The sequence below is a fragment of the Ciceribacter sp. L1K22 genome (genome assembly GCF_017599385.1).
Taxonomy (GTDB): domain Bacteria; phylum Pseudomonadota; class Alphaproteobacteria; order Rhizobiales; family Rhizobiaceae; genus Allorhizobium.
The window spans coordinates 3,106,584-3,123,987 of the sequence record NZ_JAGFPK010000001.1 but is presented as its reverse complement, the minus strand read 5'-3'; the positions used below and the strand labels follow the sequence as shown (position 1 = coordinate 3,123,987).

Genomic DNA, 17,404 nt, shown 5'->3' with positions numbered 1-17,404 from the left:
ATCAAACCTCCTCCACCGCGAAACGCTTCAGTTCCTGCGGCGTGCCCGAGGTTTCCAGGAAGAAGCGGGTCAGCAGGTTCTTTGCCGTCAACTGGCGATACTCGGCGGTGGCGCGCCAGTCGGTCAGCGGCTTGTAATCCTCGTCGAAGGCGGTACGGGCGTCGGCCACAGTCGCCTCGGTCCAGGGCTTGCCGAACAAGGCGGCCTCAACCGCGCGGGCCCGTTTCGGTGTCGCGGCCATGCCGCCGAACGCGATGCGGATGGTCTCGACCTTGCCGTCGGCATTAAGGCCGAGCAGGAAGGCGCCGCAGAGCGCCGAGATGTCTTCCTCGCGCCGCTTCGAGATCTTGTAGACGGCGTAACGAAGGTTTGCCGCGGGGCGGGGCACGAAGATGCTCTCGACGAACTCGCCGGGCTTTCTGTCCTGCTTGCCGTAGGCGATGAAATAGTCCTCCAGCGGCAGCTCTCGGGTGCCGCTGGCCGAGCGGAGCGTGAGTTTGGCGCCGAGCGCGATCAAGGCGGGCGGCGTGTCGCCGATCGGGGAGCCGTTGGCGATGTTGCCGCCGATCGTGCCCATATTGCGCACCTGCTGGCCGCCGATGCGATCGATCAGAGCTCCGAAGGCCGGGATCTCGCCAGCGAGCGTGTCGAAGGCGCGGGCATAAGTGACGCCCGCGCCGATGGTGATGCCGGCGTCAGAAACATCGATCGACTGAAGTTCGCTGAGGTGATTGATGAAGATCACCGGGTCGAGGTCGCGCATCTGCTTGGTCACCCAGAGACCGACATCGGTGGCGCCGGCGACGATGGTGGCCTTAGGTTCCTCGGCCAGAAGGTCGGCGAGTGTCGCGACCGACGGCGGTACGATCAGGCGACGACCATCCTTCGAAAGGACGATCGTATCGCCGGTCTGCAGCGCGAAGAGGCGGGCGCAGATGTCCTGCCGCTCGCGCTCCAGCGGGTCGAACAGGGCGGAGGGCCGGATGCGGCTTGCAAGTTCCGCTGCCTTGACGATCGGCTCGTAGCCTGTGCAGCGACAGAGATTGCCCTGGAGCGCGCGTTCGATGGCGGGCCGGCTCGGGTTGTCGTTGGTCATCCAGAGGCCGTAGAGCGACATCACGATACCCGGCGTGCAGAAGCCGCATTGAGAGCCGTGACAGTCGACCATGGCCTGCTGCACCGGATGCAGCGTGCCATCGGCGGCGGCGAGGTGCTCGACGGTGACGACATGCGTCCCGTGCAGCGAACCGACGAAGCGAATGCAGGCGTTGACCGTTTCGTAGACCAGCTCGCCGCCGACCAGCCGTCCGACGAGAACGGTGCAGGCGCCGCAGTCACCCTCGGCGCAGCCTTCCTTGGTGCCGGTCAGACGTCGTTTCAGCCTCAGGAAATCGAGAAGCGTTTCCGTCGGGTGAACGTCGCGCAGAGCCACGTCCTCGCCGTTCAGGATGAAACGGATGCTGTCTGTCATCAAAAGCCTTCTTCAGTCTTCCCCATCTTGGGGCGGTTCGAGCAAAACAGGTTACTGCGCGGTCCAGCCGCCATCAATCGAGATATGTGTGCCGGTAATCTGGCGCGCGGCGTCGCTGGCGAGGAAGAGGGCGGTGGCCGCCACTTCCTCGATCGCGACAAATTCCTTGGTGGCCTGCAGGCGCAGCATCACATCCGTCTTCACCTCCGCCTCGGAGATGCCGCGTGCCTTGGCCGTGTCCGGGATCTGCTTTTCCACCAGCGGCGTCAGCACGTAGCCGGGGCAGATCGCGTTCACCGTCACGCCGAATTCGGCGAGTTCCAGTGCCGCGCTCTTGGTGAGGCCGAGAATGCCGTGCTTAGCGGCGACATAGGCCGCCTTGAAGGGCGAGGCGACGAGGGCGTGGGCGGAAGCGACGTTGATGATGCGGCCGGCCTTCTTCGCCTTCATCGCCGGAATCGCAGCCTTCATCGTATGGAAGGAACTCGTCAGGTTTATGGCGATGATCCGGTCCCACTTGTCGGTCGGGAAATCCTCGACGGGCGAGACGTGCTGGATGCCGGCATTGTTGACGAGCACGTCGACCATGCCGAACTGGCTCGCCGCCAGCGCCATCATCTCGGCGATCTCGTCGGGCTCCGTCATGTCGGCGCCGTGATAAAGAGCCTTGCCGCCGGCCTGTTCCAATTCCTGGCGGATCGCCTCGATCTCGTTTGCGTCGCCGAAACCGTTGATGACGAGGTTGGCGCCATCCCGGGCGAAGGCGCGGGCGATCCCGAGCCCTATCCCGCTGGTGGAGCCTGTGACGACGACGGTTCTCTTCATGCTCTCTCTCCCGAACGAATGCCGGCGTTCTGCTGCGCCGCAAAAGCGAGGTTAGTCGCAAAGCGCGCCGGCTGGCAATCGGCTAATTGGAGAGCGGAGCGTTGCCTTTTGGGCAATGGCCGACATCGGGTATCGACGTTTATTGGTACGCCTGACGAGACGGACTGTTTCCGTCCGGTGACTTGGAGGCCTGCGCCAATCGGCCTATGTGTCTGTCGACGCAAACAGCGGACAAGGAAACAGTCACGATGGAACTCGGTCTCTACACATTCGCCGACGTCGACCCAGCCGCAGCGCGCAAGGGCGCGGAGGCCAAGCGCCGCATGGACGAGTTGATGGCCGAGATCGAGCTTGCCGACCAGGTGGGCCTCGACGTCTTCGGCCTCGGCGAACATCATCGGCCGGACTACATGGCTTCCTCTCCCTCGACGATCCTGGCCGCCGCTGCCGTCAAGACGAAGAACATCCGCCTCACGAGCGCTGTCACGGTTCTCTCCTCCGAAGATCCGGTCCGTGTTTTCCAGCAATACGCCACCATCGACCTGCTTTCCTGCGGAAGGGCCGAGATCATGGCCGGCCGTGGCTCCTTCATCGAGAGCTTCCCGCTGTTCGGCTACGATCTCGATGACTACGACAAGCTGTTCGACGAGAAGCTGCAGCTCCTGATGACTATTCGCGACAACGAGGTCGTCACCTGGAAAGGCGAGACGCGGGCGCCGATCGACGGCAGGCCGGTCTATCCGCGGCCGATGCAGGACCCGTTGCCGCTCTGGGTCGCCGTTGGCGGTACGCCGAACTCCGTGGCGCGCGCCGCTTATTTCGGTCTGCCACTGGCGCTTGCCATCATCGGCGGCGAGCCGCGCCGGTTCGCGCCACTCTTCCAGCTCTATCGCGAGACCGCCAAGAAGGTCGGCCGCGATCCGGCGCAGCTCAAGACCTCGATCAACGTGCACGGCTTCGTCGCCGATACGACCGACCAGGCGGCCGATATCTTCTACGGTCCTCAGAAGGCGGTTATGGACCGTATCGGCCGCGAACGCGGCTGGGGTCCGGGAACACGCGCCCAGTACGATGCCATGCGCGGACCAAGCGGGGCGCTGTTCGTCGGCGATCCGGAAACGCTCGCCGAAAAGATCGTCGCGCATCACGCCATCTTCAAGAATGACCGCTTCCTGATCCAGATGGCGATCGGCCTGATGCCGCACAGGGAATTGATGCGCGCCATCGAACTGTTCGGTACGAAAGTGGCGCCGCTGGTCAGAAAGGCGTTGACGCCGGCGGGCGACGGGGTCAAAGCGGGCGCAACCGACGAAAAGAAGGCCGTTTAGGCCTGAAACGTGCATTGGATGCCGGATGATCGTAAGCACTGACGAGGAACTGCTCCGGCTGAAGGAGATCGGCCGGCTCTGCGGGATCGCCATCAAGACGATGAGCGAAGCGCTGGAGCCGGGTATCACGACGCGGGAACTGGACCTGATCGGGCGCAAGGTGCTCGAGGACAACGACGCGCGTTCGGCGCCGGAGCTCTGCTACCAGTTTCCGGGCGCCACCTGCATCAGCGTCAACGAGGAGGTCGCGCACGGCATTCCTGGCGACCGGATCATCAAGGCGGGTGATCTCGTCAATATAGACGTGTCGGCCGAGAAGAGCGGCTATTTCGCCGATGCGGGCGCGAGCTTCATCGTCCCGCCCGGTACTGCCAAGCTCGACCGTCTTGTTCGCGACGGCAAGCGTGCGCTGTGGGTCGGCCTCAACCAGGTCAAGACCGGCGCGAAGATGGCGAGTATCGGCAATGCGATCGGCACGTTTGCGAAGAAGAACCGCTACACGCTGATCCAGAACCTCGCGAGCCATGGCGTCGGCCATTCGCTGCACGAGGAGCCGAAGGAACTTTCGACCTGGCCGGATCCGGACGAGACCCGGATCATGGAGGAGGGGCTGGTGTTCACCATCGAACCCTTCCTGTCGCTTGGCGGTGTCTGGGCCGAAGACGGCGACGACCCGTGGACGCTTTATGCCGAGCCGAAGGCGCCGACGGTGCAGTTCGAGCATACGGTAGTCGTGACGAAGAACGGACCTGTGATCGTCACGCTGGTCGACTGAGCGTCGGCTCGTCGCTGCTTTGTTTCGTGAAGCTGACGGTTACGCCCTTCTTGCGGAAATAGGACTGCATCAGCTTGCGTCCCTGGCGGTTGTTCTGCGCAAGTTTGCCGGGCTCGAACATCGCTTCCTTCACACCCTCCTTCGCCATGGCGGCTTTCAGCGCGGCGATATGGCTGTCGATGTCCTCGTTGTCGTTGTTGATCGAGGCGTAGATGTTGTCGATGGCCTGCTGCAGGCTGAGGTCGCTCATGGGGGCACTCCGTGATTGGTCGTCCTGAACTAGCGATTTTTGCGCCGGGGGCAAGCGGGTGAGGACAGCGGCGGTATGCTTCCATTCGATTTTGTAAACCGGGGAATGAGAATTTGTGGTTTGTTGCCACCCGTCCGCGATGCCATAAGCGGCACATGATCCCGCGCTTCTCCGATATCAAATTGCTGCCGGTCGCCATCGCCGGCGGCCTGGCGCTCGCCGCGGCCATGGGTTTTGGCCGGTTCGCCTTCACGCCCATTCTGCCCGGCATGATCGCCGATCTGGCTCTGTCGTCGGCGCAGGCCGGGCTTATCGCGGCCGGCAATTTTCTCGGCTATCTCGTGGGCGCGGTGCTCGCCGCCTATGGCTGGGCCACCGGGCGTGAACGATCGGTCGCTCTCTTGTCGCTGCTTCTCAGCACGCTGGCGCTTGCAGCCATGGCTGTCGTCGACAGCGTCGCGGCTTTTGTCGTGATCCGTTTCGTCGCGGGTCTGGCCAGCGCCTTCGCCATGATCTTCACGTCGTCGATCGTGCTGACATACGCGGCGGCACGTGCCAACGAGCATGTGCAGTCCATTTATTTCGGCGGTGTCGGTGTGGGAATCGCTGCGTCTTCGCTGATGGTCTTCCTGATTTCCGGCGCGGGTCATGGCGATCCTTCGATGTGGCGTATCGACTGGGTCGTGGCCGCCGTGGTCAGTCTCGCGATGCTGGTTGTCGTATGGGCGTTCCTCCCGTATCCGCCGAAGATCGCCGGCGAGGCCAAGCCGGAGCCGGAGCTTGTCTGGGGCCATCCCCTGATATTGCTGACGCTCTCCTATGGACTTTTCGGCTTCGGCTACGTCATCACCGCGACCTTTATCGTCACCATGGCCCGGCTTAACGAGGCGGGGCCGCTGATCGAATTCCTGACGTGGTTGCTCACCGGACTGACGGCGGCGGCCTCGATTGCAGCATGGCGGCCGGTGCTGGCGAGGTACGGGCTCGCCCGGCTTTACGTCGCCGCGCTCCTCATCGAAGCGGTTGCCGTGTTCGCCTCCGTCAGTCTCGACGGGGTCGGGGCGCCACTTGCGGGTGGCATCGGACTTGGGGCCACCTTCGTGATCGTCACGGCTTATGGCCTGAGGCTCGGCCGGGTGCTGGCGCCGGAAAGTCCACGGCGAGCGCTGGCGTTCATGACCGCCGCCTTCGGCATCGGTCAGATCGTCGGACCCATCGTTGCCGGCTGGCTGGCCGAGGCAACGGGAGGTTTTACCGTCGCGAGCGCCGTCGCAGCGACCGTTCTTGCATTGTCGGCTCTCATCGCCTTGCCGGTCTGCCGTGCAGTGCGCTGATGTCGCGCGAGTTGAGCATTACAATATCGTCACGTTCTGCTTAGTCCATTGCTGGCGACACGGTTCTGCCCTAGTTTCGGGCAATCGACTGTTCCTCACGTCACAGCCTCCGACAGGAAAGCAAGCCATACCGTGTTCCATTCCTTCTTTCCGCGCCCCAAACTGTTCTTCACATCCGCAGTAATATGGACCGCCGTCTGTATCTTCGTGTGGTATACCATCGGCCCGCAGATGGGAGCCGCACTCGGCATGCCGCCTCTGGCCGAAGGGGAGCAGGCGCCGCTCGGACTGGCCTTTTTCGTCAGCCCCGACAATATCTGGTTCTATCTCTACTTCACGATCTTCGTGCTGATCTTCGGCGGGGCCTGGAAACTCATCGATCGCGACCATCCCTGGTCGAACTGGTCGATCTGGGGCTCGGCCTTCATCATCTTCATCGCCTATTTCGTCGTGCAGATTTCGGTGGCGATCAACAACTGGCGCGGTCCCTTCTTCGACCTTTTCCAGGCTGCGCTTGAAAAGCAGCCAGGCATCACCGCCGGGCAGTTCTACGAGTTGCAGCTGCGGTTTCTTGAAATCGGCATGGTCAGCGTGGCGATGAATGTCGTGATTGCCTTCTTCACCAGCCACTACGTATTTCGTTGGCGTACGGCGATGAACGACTTCTACCTGTCGAAGTGGGACAAGCTCCGCCACATCGAAGGCGCCTCGCAGCGTGTTCAGGAAGATACGATGCGGTTCGCATCGATCGTCGAAGGACTGGGCGTCGTCCTGATCAACTCGGTGATGACGCTGGTGGTCTTCCTGCCGCTGCTGTTCCAGATGTCGTCCAATGTCAGCGAATTGCCGATCCTCGGAGCGATCCCGCATTCGCTGTTCTGGCTGGCCCTGCTGTGGTCGCTGTTCGGAACGGTGCTGCTCGCCGTCGTCGGCATCAAGTTGCCGGGCCTGCAATTCCGCAACCAGCGCGTCGAGGCGGCTTTCCGTAAGGAACTCGTCTATGGCGAGGATAATCCCGACCGTGCGCGGCCGCCGACCATGGTGGAGCTGTTCGCCAATGTCCGGAAAAACTATTTCCGCATGTACTGGCACTACACCTACTTCAACGTCGCCCGCTACACTTATGGCCAGCTCGATGCCCTCATCCTGACCTTCATGTTGATCCCGACGATCGTGGCGGGTCGGATCACGATGGGTATCTGGCAGCAGATTGCGACCGCCTTCGGTCAGGTGAGCGACAGCCTCCAGTATCTCGTCAGTTCCTGGTCGACGATCATCGAGCTTCTCTCGATCCACAAGCGTCTGAAGGCTTTCGAGGCGGCGATCGATGACGAGCCGCTGCCGGAGATCGACCAGCGCTATCTGCAGCGTGAGGCGCAGTTCGGGGAAATCGCGGCCGACAAGCCGTACTGAACGGACAGGAAGAAACGAAACCCGGCCGCGCCTTTCGAGGCGCGGCTTTGTTTTAGCGCTGTTATTGGCTCGGGCCGAACGTTGTCTCGTCGTCCCGTTTCGCCTGCCTCGCCTCCGAGGCCTTCACCACCTCCGCATAAGTCACACAGGCGACGTCTTCCCGCTGACAAACCTCTCCGAGCAGGCGGTCAATCGCGTGCCAGTAGGCGCCGTCGTTCATCTGCGGGAAATGCAGTCCGATCTGCAGCGGATTGCGATCGCCTTCGTATTCGCGATCGAAGGCGGCGCGGAAGGCCTTGTAGGCGCGATCCTCGAATTCGGCCGAGCGGGACGGATTGTCGACCGCCATCGAATGGCGAACGAAGAGGTTGTAATCCATGGCGACGATCTTGCGGGCGCTCGGTCCTTCCGGGATGAGCGGCAGGCCGAAGAGATAAACGCCGCCATCCTCGTCCGGCCATTCCGGTCCGCGTGCAACCGGGCTCGCATCATAGCGGTAGCCGTGCTTGCGTTCGGCCTCGATCAGCGCCGGACCGGTGGAGAGGTAGGGCGCGCGAAAGCCGGTGATCTCGTGCTGCACGAAATCCTGCCAATCCGCAGGCTCGCGGTCGCCGATCCCGGCGTCTTTCCAGGCGTTCTTCAACACGCGGTCGAAGCTCGCCATTTCCGTCAGCCAGTCCTCTCTCGTCCAGTCAGCGCCATCGAAATGGCCACAGCCGTGGCTGGCGATTTCGTGGCCTTCGGCGCGGGCGTTCCAGATGTGGTCGAGCCGGACGCGGACATCCGCCGTCGTCGGGGCAAAGCCGACATTGGAGCGGCCGGCCTTCCTGCCGGGCGCCTTGTAGCTATCTGCCCGGGGTCGATCGATGAGATTGGTGCAGGAGAGGAAATAGGTGAAGCGGGCGCCGGTGCGCTTTGCCATCTCGCGGCTTTTGACCCACATCCGGTTCTCGCCCGCGCCATCGAAGGAGACGACCAGCATTTGCGGCGCCTTCGGTCCGGCATGGGCCGGCAGGGTGGCAATCATCGCCAGCAGACAGGCGGCGGTTAGGCTTTGACGCAAGACGGGACCTCCCACCGATACGGGGACAATTCAACGGGCTGGCCGGGGTGACACCCAAATACGGCGAAGCTTTGAACGCACTGGTAATTTTGGCGCGATGGCTCTATTCCAGACGGGACATTTCAGCATCCGGCGGGGACATCCATGGCCATTCTCATTCTCGGCATCATTCTGTTCATCGGTACGCATTCGATCCGCGTCGTCGCGCCCGGTCTGCGCACGAGCATGATCGAGAAGCTCGGCCCGCAGGGCTGGCGCGGGGTCTATTCGCTGTTGTCGATCCTCTCGATCGTGGTTCTGGTGTGGGGTTATGCAACCGCACCGGTGATCAATGTCTGGTTTCCGCCGACCTGGACGGCGCATCTAGCCGTGACGCTGATGCTGCTGGCCATGATCTGTCTTGCCGCCAGTTCGCTGCCGGCCGGACACATCGCGACGAAGACCAAGCACCCGATGGTTCTGTCGGTGAAGATTTGGGCACTTGCTCACCTGCTCGCCAACGGCGATCTGGCCTCGATCCTGCTGTTCGTTGCCTTTCTGGCGTGGGGCGTGGTTGTCCGCATCTCGCTTAAGCGCCGGGAACGTGCCGGTGAGCCGGTGCTGCGGTCTTTCGTCGCCGCCCGCAACGACCTGCTTGCCGTTGTCATCGGTGTTGCGGTCTGGCTCGCCTTCCTCTTGAAGCTGCACGAGTGGCTGATCGGCGTGGCCCCCATCCCGGCCATGAGCCTTTGACAGGGATTTGAGGCCAGACCCCTTACAACGGCGGGCAAATGCGGCTAGAAGGCCGTCGAACAGCATTTTCTGATGGCCCCAGGGGCCGGGGAACGACATGGCGAACGAAAACGACAGCTTTATCCGCGAGGTCAACGAGGAACTGCGCTCCGACCAGTTCAAGGGCATATGGCGGAGCTTCGGCCCCTATATCATCGCGCTCGCGGTTCTTATCGTTCTCGGCACGGCCGGCTATCGCGCCTACGAATATTGGCACGACAACCGGGCGTCTGCGTCGGGTGACAAGTTTCTTGCCGCCCTGACGCTTGCCCGCGAAGGCAAGAACGAGGAGGCGCTTGCTGCGCTTTCCGAGCTTGAGAAGGATGGCTATGGTTCTTATCCCGTGCTGGCGCGCATGCGGGCTGCGACCGTTCAGGCCGCCAATGGCGATACGGCTGCTGCCGCCGCGACCTTCTCCGCGCTCGGCAAGGACACGTCCGTACCCGAGGTGATCCGCGACGCGGCGCGCGTGCGGGCCGCCTGGCTGCTGATCGATACGGCGGACTACAATGCAGTCTCCGCCGAGGTCGAGGTTCTGGCCACGCCCGGCAACGCATTGCGCCATTCGGCACGCGAAGCGCTGGGTCTTTCTGCTTACAAGGCCGGCGACATGGGCCGTGCCCGCGAGTGGTTCGAGCAGATCGTCGAGGATACCGATGCGCCGCGCAATGTCGCCAACCGGGCACAGATCATGCTCGACAACATCACGGCGGCCGGCGGCAACTCGTAACCGCGCCGGAGCCTTCAGGAAGACGGGTTCATGAGCTTCACCATCGCCATCGTCGGCCGCCCCAATGTGGGCAAGTCCACGCTCTTCAACCGGCTGGTCGGAAAGAAGCTGGCGCTCGTCGACGACACGCCGGGCGTGACTCGCGACCGTCGTCCCGGCGAGGCCAAGCTCATCGACCTGCGCTTCCGCATCGTCGACACGCCCGGCCTCGAGAAGGCGGCGCCCGACACGCTGCAGGGCCGCATGCGCGCCCAGACCGAACTCGCCATCGATGAGGCCGACCTGACGCTGTTCGTCATCGATGCGAAGGCGGGGCTGACGCCCGTCGACCGGGAAATGGGCGAAATGATCCGCCGCAAGGGAAAGCCGGTCGTTCTCGTCGCCAACAAGTCGGAGGCGCGCGGGTCCGACAGCGGTTTCTATGACGCCTTCACGCTTGGGCTCGGCGATCCGTGTCCGATCTCGGCCGAACATGGCGAAGGCATGCTCGATCTGCGCGACGCGATCGTCGAGGCGATCGGCGAGGACAGGGCCTTTCCGCCGAAAGACCGGGATGAAGACGAGGCCGTCACCGACGTCGTCCTGCCACAGACCGGCGAGGACGACGAGAACGAGGAGTCTGTCTACGACGAAACCAAGCCGCTGCGTGTGGCGATCGTCGGCCGTCCGAACGCCGGCAAGTCGACGCTCATCAACCGCTTTCTCGGCGAGGACCGGCTGTTGACCGGCCCGGAAGCCGGCATCACCCGCGACTCGATCTCGGTCGAATGGGACTGGCGCGGCCGCACCATCAAGATGTTCGATACCGCCGGCATGCGCCGCAAGGCCAAGGTCACGGAGAAGCTCGAAAAACTCTCGGTCGCCGATGCGCTGCGCGCCATCCGTTTCGCCGAGACCGTGGTGATCGTGTTCGATGCGACGATCCCCTTCGAGAAGCAGGACCTGCAGATCGTCGATCTGGTGCTGCGCGAGGGTAGGGCAGCCGTGCTCGCGTTCAACAAGTGGGACCTGGTCGAGGATCCGCAGGCGGTGCTCGCCGATCTGCGCGAAAAGACCGAGCGGCTTCTGCCGCAGGCGCGCGGCATCCGCGCGGTCCCGATCTCCGGCCAGACCGGCTACGGTCTGGACAAGCTCATGCAGTCGATCGTCGACACAGACCGGGTCTGGAACAAGCGTATCTCCACCGCGCGGCTCAATCGCTGGCTGGAGCAAACGCAGGTCCAGCATCCGCCACCGGCGGTTTCCGGGCGTCGTCTGAAACTGAAATACATGACGCAGGTAAAGGCTCGTCCGCCGGCCTTCATGATTTCCTGCACCCGTCCCGAGGCCCTGCCGGAGAGCTATGTTCGTTACCTCACGAACGGCCTTCGCGGCGATTTCGAGATGCCGGGCGTGCCGATCCGCATCCACTTCAAGTCCGGTGACAACCCCTTCGCAAATCGGGCGAAGAGGCGCTGATAACCTTCTGTTGGTGAATCACTTTCGGCGCCGTGCCACCGCGCGGGCCGACATCACGTTGTCAAGAAACTGCCTGGTCGCCGCGCGCCAGGAAAAGGTCTGGGCCAGCGATCTGGCAGCGGAGCGCGAGCAGTCCAGCGCCGCGATGCAGGCTTCTCTGAGATCGTTCCGCAACACGCCGGCCCTGCTCTCCGCCGGGATGATGTCGACCGGTCCGGTCACCGGGTAGGCTGCGACCGGGACGCCGGAGGCGAGCGCTTCCAGGATGGTGTTGCCGAAGGTGTCCGTCTTGGACGGGAAGACGAAGACGTCGGCCTGGGCATAGGCTGCGGCGAGGTCCTCGCCGAACTTCACGCCGGTGAACAGCACGTCGGGATACTTTGCAGTGAGCTCGGCCAGCGCAGGCCCGTCACCGACCACCACCTTCGACCCCTCCAAATCGAGGTCGAGGAAGGCGGGCAGGTTCTTCTCCAGGGCGACCCGGCCGACTGTCATGAAGATCGGACGCTTGAGGCCGAAGGGTTCCGGTTCCGCCGGGCGCTGGCGGAAGAGGGCGGTGTCGATGCCGCGGCTCCAGAGACGCAGATTGTGCATCCCGCGCTCGGCGAGCTCGCGTCTGAGGCTTTCGGTCGCCACCATGCAGGCGCCGCCGCGATTGTGGAACCAGCGAACATAGGCGTAGAGCCAGCGGATCGGGATCGGGACGCGGGCGGCGACATATTCCGGAAAGCGCGTGTGATAGCTGGTCGAGAACGGCATGTTGTGGCGGATGCACCAACGTCGCGCCCAAAGACCGAGCGGTCCTTCCGTGGCGATGTGGATGTAGTCCGGCCGCTGTTCTTCGATCGCGCGGGCCACCTGACGGTAGCGGGCAAGCGAGAGCCGGATCTCGCGGTAGGTCGGCATCGGTACGCTGCGATAATGCTCCGGCGTGATCATCGAGACGGTGACGCCCATGGCAGCCAGTTCGCGGTTGGTGGTCTCGATCGAGCGGACCACGCCATTGACCTGCGGATGCCAGGCGTCGGTGACGATGGTCAGGCGGGTGCCTTGGTAGGAGGCTTCTGCCGCGGAACTTTCATCCCCCGTTGCAAATTCCTCGGCGATCTTTCGTCTGCTTTCCGTCACTCGGGGCCACCAGCGTCATTGGCGGCTTTATGTGATGGAAATATTACAAGTTGATGTCAGTGGCGGTTGATCGCGAGCATGCGGAACAATCTTGGTGCTTCCGGATTTGCAATTCCGACTCCGGAACGCTTCGCCTATAGTCCGGAGGCTGCAGCCGCCACCCCGATTCCGCCCTTCAGGACCCGCCGATGACCAAAGCTCCGAAAGCCGCGCCTTCCTCTGTCAATCCGGACTGGTGGCGGGGGGCGGTGATCTACCAGGTCTATCCGCGCTCTTTTCAGGACACGGACGGCGACGGCATCGGCGACCTCAAGGGCGTGACGCGGCATCTGCCCTACATCGCTTCGCTCGGCGTCGACGCGATCTGGCTGTCGCCGTTCTTCACCTCTCCGATGGCCGACATGGGTTATGACGTGTCGGACTATTGCGACGTGGACCCTATGTTCGGCACGCTGGCCGATTTCGACGAGATGATGACGGAGGCCCATCGTCTTGGCCTGAAGGTCGTCATCGATCAGGTGATCTCGCACAGTTCCGACCAACACCCCTGGTTCGTTGAAAGCCGGTCGAGCCGCGACAATCCCAAGGCCGACTGGTATGTCTGGGCGAATGCCAAACCCGACGGGACGGCGCCGACCAACTGGCTTTCGGTGTTCGGCGGTCCGGCCTGGGAGTGGGACGGGGTGCGCAAGCAGTATTACATGCACAACTTCCTGAGTTCGCAGCCCGATCTCAACTTTCACAACAGGGAAGTCCAGGACGCGCTGCTCGATACGCTACGCTTCTGGCTCGACCGGGGCGTCGACGGCTTCCGGCTCGACACCGTGAACTACTATTTCCACGACAAGTTGCTCAGGGACAACCCACCGCACATGCCCGACAGCGAGGATGCCGGCCTCGATGCGCCTGATGTCAATCCCTACGGCATGCAGAACCACCTGCACGACAAGACGCAGCCTGAAAACGTCGCCTTCCTGAAGCGGCTGCGCGCCGTGCTCGACGAATATCCCGACAGGACCACGGTCGGCGAGGTCGGCGATGGCGCGCGGTCGTTGAAGACGGTGGCTGATTATACGAGCGGCGGCGACAAGCTGCACATGTGCTACACCTTCGATCTGCTCGGCCCGCAGTTTACGCCGCAGCATATCAGGGGCTGCGTCACCGCCTTCGAGATGGCCGTCGCCGATGGCTGGGTGTGTTGGGCGTTTTCCAACCACGACGTCAACCGCCATGTCAGCCGCTTCATCCATGGCGAGCACGAGCGCGAGACCGTCGCGAAGCTTGCCATCAGCGTGCTCGCGACACTCAGAGGTTCGATCTGCCTTTACCAGGGTGAGGAACTGGGATTGCCGGAGGCGGAGCTTTCCTTCGCCGACTTGCGCGATCCCTACGGCATCCGCTTCTGGCCCGCCTTCAAGGGCCGTGACGGGTGCCGCACGCCGATGCCTTGGGAGTTCGGCCGCGATCATGCGGGCTTTTCAACGGCCAAACCGTGGTTGCCGGTGCCTGCCGAGCACCGGGCGCTCGCCGTCGACGGGCAGGATGGGCACGCCCGTTCGGTGCTCACTCACTATCGCCACACGCTTGCCTTCCGCAAGGCGCATCCGGCCTTGCGCGCCGGTGCCATGACCTTCCTTCAGACCAACGGAAACATTCTCGCCTTTACCCGTGAGGTGGAGGAGGAGAAATTGCTTTTCGTGTTCAATCTTAGTCGCGAGGAGCAGGAACTGACGCTTCCGGACGATTGCGTGGTTGCGAGCGCCATCGAGATGCCCGGCCTCACCGGCACGCATTCCGGTCGGACGGTGACCGTGCCGGCGCTCGACGGATTCTGCGGTCGGTTCTGAGCCTTATGTCTCGGCGTAGCGTTCCGGCTGGGCGCGAAGGCGGTCGATGTCCTTGAGCGGCGGTGCGCCGAACTGGCGACGGTATTCGCGGCTGAACTGCGAGGGGCTGTCATAGCCGACCCGACGGCCGGCGGTCGCCGCATCCATCGCCTGCAACAGGATCAGGCGGCGCGCCTCCTGGAGCCTGAGTTGCTTCTGGTATTGCAGCGGGCTCATGTTGGTTACCTGACGGAAGTGCTCGTGCAGCGACGAGGTGCTCATGCGGGCCTCGGTCGCCAACTGTTCGATGCTGAAAGAGCGGGTGTAATTGTCCTTGATCCAGTTGATCGCACGGTTGACGTTCTGCAGCCGGTTGTTCGGCGTCAGCAATTGGCGCAGTACGCCGGCCTGCTCGCCGCGCAGCAGACGATAGAGGATTTCACGTTCGATGACGGGTGCCAGGATTGCGATGTCGTCAGGCGTGTCGAGAAGCCGGACCAGTCTCGCCGCGGCGTCGAGCAGGGCATCGGGTGTCTCACCGAGTCCCACCGCACGGCAGGCGTTCGCCTGGTCGTCGAACCAGTTCATCGCCAGCACGAGTTCGCCAAGCAGGGAGAGATCAAGGTCGAGCTTCATGCAGAGATACGGCTCGTCCTCCGTCGCCTCGATCACCTGGCCGACCAGCGGCACGTCGACCGAGACGACCAGGTGCCGACCCGGGCCATAGTCGATTACCTTCTCCTCGCAGAGCACGAGCTTTTTGCGTCCCTGGGCGATAATGCAGATGGAGGCGGAATGCACGCCGTGCGTGGGCTCGGTCGGTTTTGACATCCGGACCAGGGAGAGGCGCGGAATTTGCGTTGCATGAACGCCGTCTTCCGCGGCGTGTTGTGCAATCTTTTCGGCAATTTCGCGATATCCGCTCATCGTCTTTCCATTATTAACTGCCTGAATGACCTATAGATAGGCAGCCCTGCCAAAAATACGATACCCCGGAGTTTTGGACAATCGTGCAATCATTCCGGGCGACTGTTCTATCACTTGCCGAGACGAAGCACCCATATGGGTCTCACCCGCCGATCAGGGGCGGGCGGAGAGATGGAGAATAGTCATGGCAGCATTTCAATGCATGTTGGAAAGTCCGTTTCGCTGGGCGTTCAATCTCGGGTCCGAACTCGTACATCGGGTTGAGGACACGGTCAGCCGCCGCCGCGAGGCATCCGTGCGCAGGTACGAGCCGAATGGCTAGGCGTGCGGCCAACCTCGCCGCACTCGTTGCCACGATTGCGGCGTTTATGTTCGTGTTCGCGATAATTCTGGCCAGCGGTTGATCTGCCGGCTTGATGTTCCAGATACTGCTTTGCAAGCGAAGGAGGGATTTATGACCTCAGCCATTGCCACAACGATGTCGCACGTCGGCCTCTGGGCCAGCGAGGACGGGTATATCCGTCAACAGCTTTTTCCCAACGGACGCTATGTGGAGGCGCGGGGCGCACGCGAAGGCGTCTATCGCGGCCGCTACCGGATTGCGGGTGACCATATCGACTATATCGACGACAGCGGCGTTACGGTCTCCGGCGATCTTCGCGGCGGAGCCATACATCATGCCGGTTCGGTGCTTTATCCCGACTGATGCGGGACATGACCTCCGGCGAGGGGATCAGAGCCCCTCGTCGGGAATGTTGAGGATATGGCCGCAGGCCTTGCAGTGGACGGCATCGGCATCATGCCTCTGGAGGCCGCATTCCGGGCAGGGGAAGGTCACCTTGTAGGGCCTGACGATTGCCTGCGCGAGCCGCACGAACAGCGATATGCCGATGATCATTGTGATGATCGACGTCAGCTTGCCGAATGTGCCCGGGAGCGTGATGTCTCCGAAGCCGGTCGTGGTGACCGTCGCGACGGTAAAATAGAAGGCATCGATGAAACCGGTGCCGGCATCTTCCCGGTAGAAAAAGAAGGTGTAGACGAAGCCCGTCACCAGGAAGAGGAAGACGAAGAGGTTGATGAAGGCGGTAACGACGTCGGAATGCTCCTTCAGTCCGAGCCGTCGCAGCATGACGTCGAAAATCGGACGCTGTGCCACGGCCCAGATGCGGGCGACCCGCAGGAAGGCGAAGTTGAAGAGCCATTGCGGGAAGAGCAGCGTGCAGAGAACGAAGATATCCACCCAGGTCATCGGCCGCATCAGGTAGCGGCGGGCCGGATAGGTCGCCGACCACTGGGCCACCAGTTCAAGCGCAATCCACGCGGCGATCGTGTAATCCAGGATCAGATAGCTCGGCCGGTCGCGCAGATAGGGGCCTGCGAGGAAAAATCCGATAATGGCGACATCGATCACCATCAGCGCGAACTGGAACCGGATGGCGGCCGTGTCACGGCCGTAATAGAGGCGGGCGAGGCGCTGGCGGAGAGTCATCGAAGCGGATTTTGCAGTCTCGGATGCCATAGGGCCTCTTCAGTAATGATAGCGGCATTGGAGGATGGCCAGCATCTGGTCATTGCCCGCCCTGACAACGGTATAAACAATGCGGTGTTCCTGCGTCATGCGGCGGGACCACATGCCCGTCAGTGTCCCCTTCAAAGGCTCAGGCTTGCCGATGCCCTCAAACGGATGACGATGCATGTCGCGGACCAGTTCGTTTATCCGCTGGAGTATCTTCCGATCGTGATCCTGCCAATAAAGGTAGTCCTCCCAGCCATCCGGCGTGAAGGCGATCCGCATTGTTTTATCGCCCTATTTCAACCGGTGCCGGACGCTCGGCTAAGTTTCCAGATTCCAGATCTTTCTTGGCGTTCAACAACCGCGCCGCGTTCGCGGGAGATGACAAAAGGTGAATGGTCTCCACGAGGCTTTCGTATTCATCCTTGCCCATGAGCACTGCTGAGGGTTTGTCACGCCTGACGATCTCGACCGGCGCCGCATCGTCATTGACCTTATCGAGCAAGCCGGCAAGCTCGGCCCGTGCCTTCGAAAAGAAGATCGTATCCATGATGGCAACCTCCGAGTTGTCCGTAATATGGTACAACTT

At 62.5% G+C, this 17,404-nt stretch carries 18 protein-coding genes; 9 read left to right on the top strand and 9 right to left on the bottom strand.

All coding sequences use genetic code 11. The annotated features are described in order from the left end of the window. Nucleotide 1: 1 nt before the first annotated feature. Both xdhA and J5J09_RS15520 read right to left on the bottom strand, forming a co-directional pair. Nucleotides 2–1,471 carry a xanthine dehydrogenase small subunit gene (gene xdhA / locus J5J09_RS15525; RefSeq protein WP_208551975.1) on the bottom strand — a complete coding sequence of 490 codons (1,470 nt, stop codon included), beginning with the start codon at nt 1,469–1,471 and terminating at the stop codon, nt 2–4. A 51-nt stretch (nt 1,472–1,522) separates the two neighbouring features. Continuing rightward, complete coding sequence (locus tag J5J09_RS15520) at nt 1,523–2,296, bottom strand: 3-hydroxybutyrate dehydrogenase (protein ID WP_208551974.1); 774 nt, start codon at nt 2,294–2,296, stop codon at nt 1,523–1,525. 248 nt (nt 2,297–2,544) lie between these two features. Between J5J09_RS15520 and J5J09_RS15515 the strand changes: the two genes are divergently transcribed. Together J5J09_RS15515 and map are read left to right on the top strand one after the other, a co-directional pair. Continuing rightward, nucleotides 2,545–3,624, top strand: coding sequence for an LLM class flavin-dependent oxidoreductase (locus J5J09_RS15515; RefSeq protein ID WP_208551972.1), 1,080 nt, complete (start codon nt 2,545–2,547; stop codon nt 3,622–3,624). 25 nt (nt 3,625–3,649) lie between these two features. Continuing rightward, a complete protein-coding gene (gene map, locus J5J09_RS15510; RefSeq protein ID WP_208551969.1) occupies nt 3,650–4,399 on the top strand; it encodes a type I methionyl aminopeptidase in 750 nt (249 codons plus the stop codon). On the opposite strand, the gene J5J09_RS15505 is transcribed toward map, so the two are convergent. Further along, nucleotides 4,383–4,649 (bottom strand): hypothetical protein, encoded by a 267-nt coding sequence (locus J5J09_RS15505; protein WP_208551961.1) that lies wholly within the window; start codon nt 4,647–4,649, stop codon nt 4,383–4,385. The genes map and J5J09_RS15505 overlap by 17 nt on opposite strands. A gap of 155 nt (nt 4,650–4,804) precedes the next feature. Here J5J09_RS15505 and J5J09_RS15500 point away from each other — a divergent pair, with 155 nt between their 5' ends. After that, nucleotides 4,805–5,983: a YbfB/YjiJ family MFS transporter gene (locus tag J5J09_RS15500; RefSeq protein ID WP_208551960.1), complete on the top strand. Its 1,179-nt coding sequence runs from the start codon at nt 4,805–4,807 to the stop codon at nt 5,981–5,983. 132 nt (nt 5,984–6,115) lie between these two features. Then, entirely contained in the window at nt 6,116–7,396 is a 1,281-nt protein-coding gene (gene sbmA / locus J5J09_RS15495; protein WP_208551959.1) for a peptide antibiotic transporter SbmA, read from the top strand. A 61-nt stretch (nt 7,397–7,457) separates the two neighbouring features. Here the strand turns inward: sbmA and J5J09_RS15490 are convergent, their stop codons facing one another. Beyond that, on the bottom strand, nt 7,458–8,459 hold the full coding sequence (locus J5J09_RS15490) for a polysaccharide deacetylase family protein (protein ID WP_246745852.1): 1,002 nt from the start codon (nt 8,457–8,459) through the stop codon (nt 7,458–7,460). Between the two features lie 144 nt (nt 8,460–8,603). On the opposite strand from J5J09_RS15490, the gene J5J09_RS15485 reads away from it, so the two are divergent. The 3 genes from J5J09_RS15485 (at nt 8,604) to der (ending at nt 11,418) form a co-directional block, all read left to right on the top strand. Then, entirely contained in the window at nt 8,604–9,191 is a 588-nt protein-coding gene (locus tag J5J09_RS15485) for an NnrU family protein (protein ID WP_208551958.1), read from the top strand. Between the two features lie 97 nt (nt 9,192–9,288). Next, nucleotides 9,289–9,960, top strand: a complete 672-nt coding sequence (locus J5J09_RS15480; RefSeq protein WP_208551956.1) for a tetratricopeptide repeat protein — start codon at nt 9,289–9,291, stop codon at nt 9,958–9,960. A 30-nt stretch (nt 9,961–9,990) separates the two neighbouring features. After that, a complete protein-coding gene (gene der / locus J5J09_RS15475) occupies nt 9,991–11,418 on the top strand; it encodes a ribosome biogenesis GTPase Der (RefSeq protein WP_208551955.1) in 1,428 nt (475 codons plus the stop codon). 18 nt (nt 11,419–11,436) lie between these two features. Here der and J5J09_RS15470 read toward each other — a convergent pair whose 3' ends face one another. Next, nucleotides 11,437–12,459, bottom strand: coding sequence for a glycosyltransferase family 1 protein (locus J5J09_RS15470; protein WP_246745981.1), 1,023 nt, complete (start codon nt 12,457–12,459; stop codon nt 11,437–11,439). A 275-nt stretch (nt 12,460–12,734) separates the two neighbouring features. Here J5J09_RS15470 and J5J09_RS15465 point away from each other — a divergent pair, with 275 nt between their 5' ends. After that, nucleotides 12,735–14,393 (top strand): alpha-amylase family glycosyl hydrolase, encoded by a 1,659-nt coding sequence (locus J5J09_RS15465; RefSeq protein ID WP_208551954.1) that lies wholly within the window; start codon nt 12,735–12,737, stop codon nt 14,391–14,393. A gap of 3 nt (nt 14,394–14,396) precedes the next feature. Here J5J09_RS15465 and J5J09_RS15460 read toward each other — a convergent pair whose 3' ends face one another. Beyond that, nucleotides 14,397–15,299, bottom strand: coding sequence for an AraC family transcriptional regulator (locus tag J5J09_RS15460; RefSeq protein ID WP_208551953.1), 903 nt, complete (start codon nt 15,297–15,299; stop codon nt 14,397–14,399). Nucleotides 15,300–15,753: 454 nt separating this feature from the next. On the opposite strand from J5J09_RS15460, the gene J5J09_RS15455 reads away from it, so the two are divergent. Then, entirely contained in the window at nt 15,754–16,005 is a 252-nt protein-coding gene (locus J5J09_RS15455; RefSeq protein WP_208551952.1) for an Atu4866 domain-containing protein, read from the top strand. A 27-nt stretch (nt 16,006–16,032) separates the two neighbouring features. Here the strand turns inward: J5J09_RS15455 and J5J09_RS15450 are convergent, their stop codons facing one another. From J5J09_RS15450 to J5J09_RS15440, 3 genes are read right to left on the bottom strand one after another with little or no spacing between them, the layout of a single operon-like run. Then, the gene (locus J5J09_RS15450) at nt 16,033–16,821 is read right to left on the bottom strand and encodes a potassium channel family protein (protein WP_208551950.1); all 789 of its coding nucleotides are present in this window, start codon (nt 16,819–16,821) and stop codon (nt 16,033–16,035) included. A gap of 9 nt (nt 16,822–16,830) precedes the next feature. Then, a complete protein-coding gene (locus tag J5J09_RS15445; RefSeq protein ID WP_208551948.1) occupies nt 16,831–17,097 on the bottom strand; it encodes a Txe/YoeB family addiction module toxin in 267 nt (88 codons plus the stop codon). A gap of 4 nt (nt 17,098–17,101) precedes the next feature. Next, the gene (locus J5J09_RS15440; protein WP_208551945.1) at nt 17,102–17,365 is read right to left on the bottom strand and encodes a type II toxin-antitoxin system prevent-host-death family antitoxin; all 264 of its coding nucleotides are present in this window, start codon (nt 17,363–17,365) and stop codon (nt 17,102–17,104) included. Nucleotides 17,366–17,404: the final 39 nt, after the last annotated feature.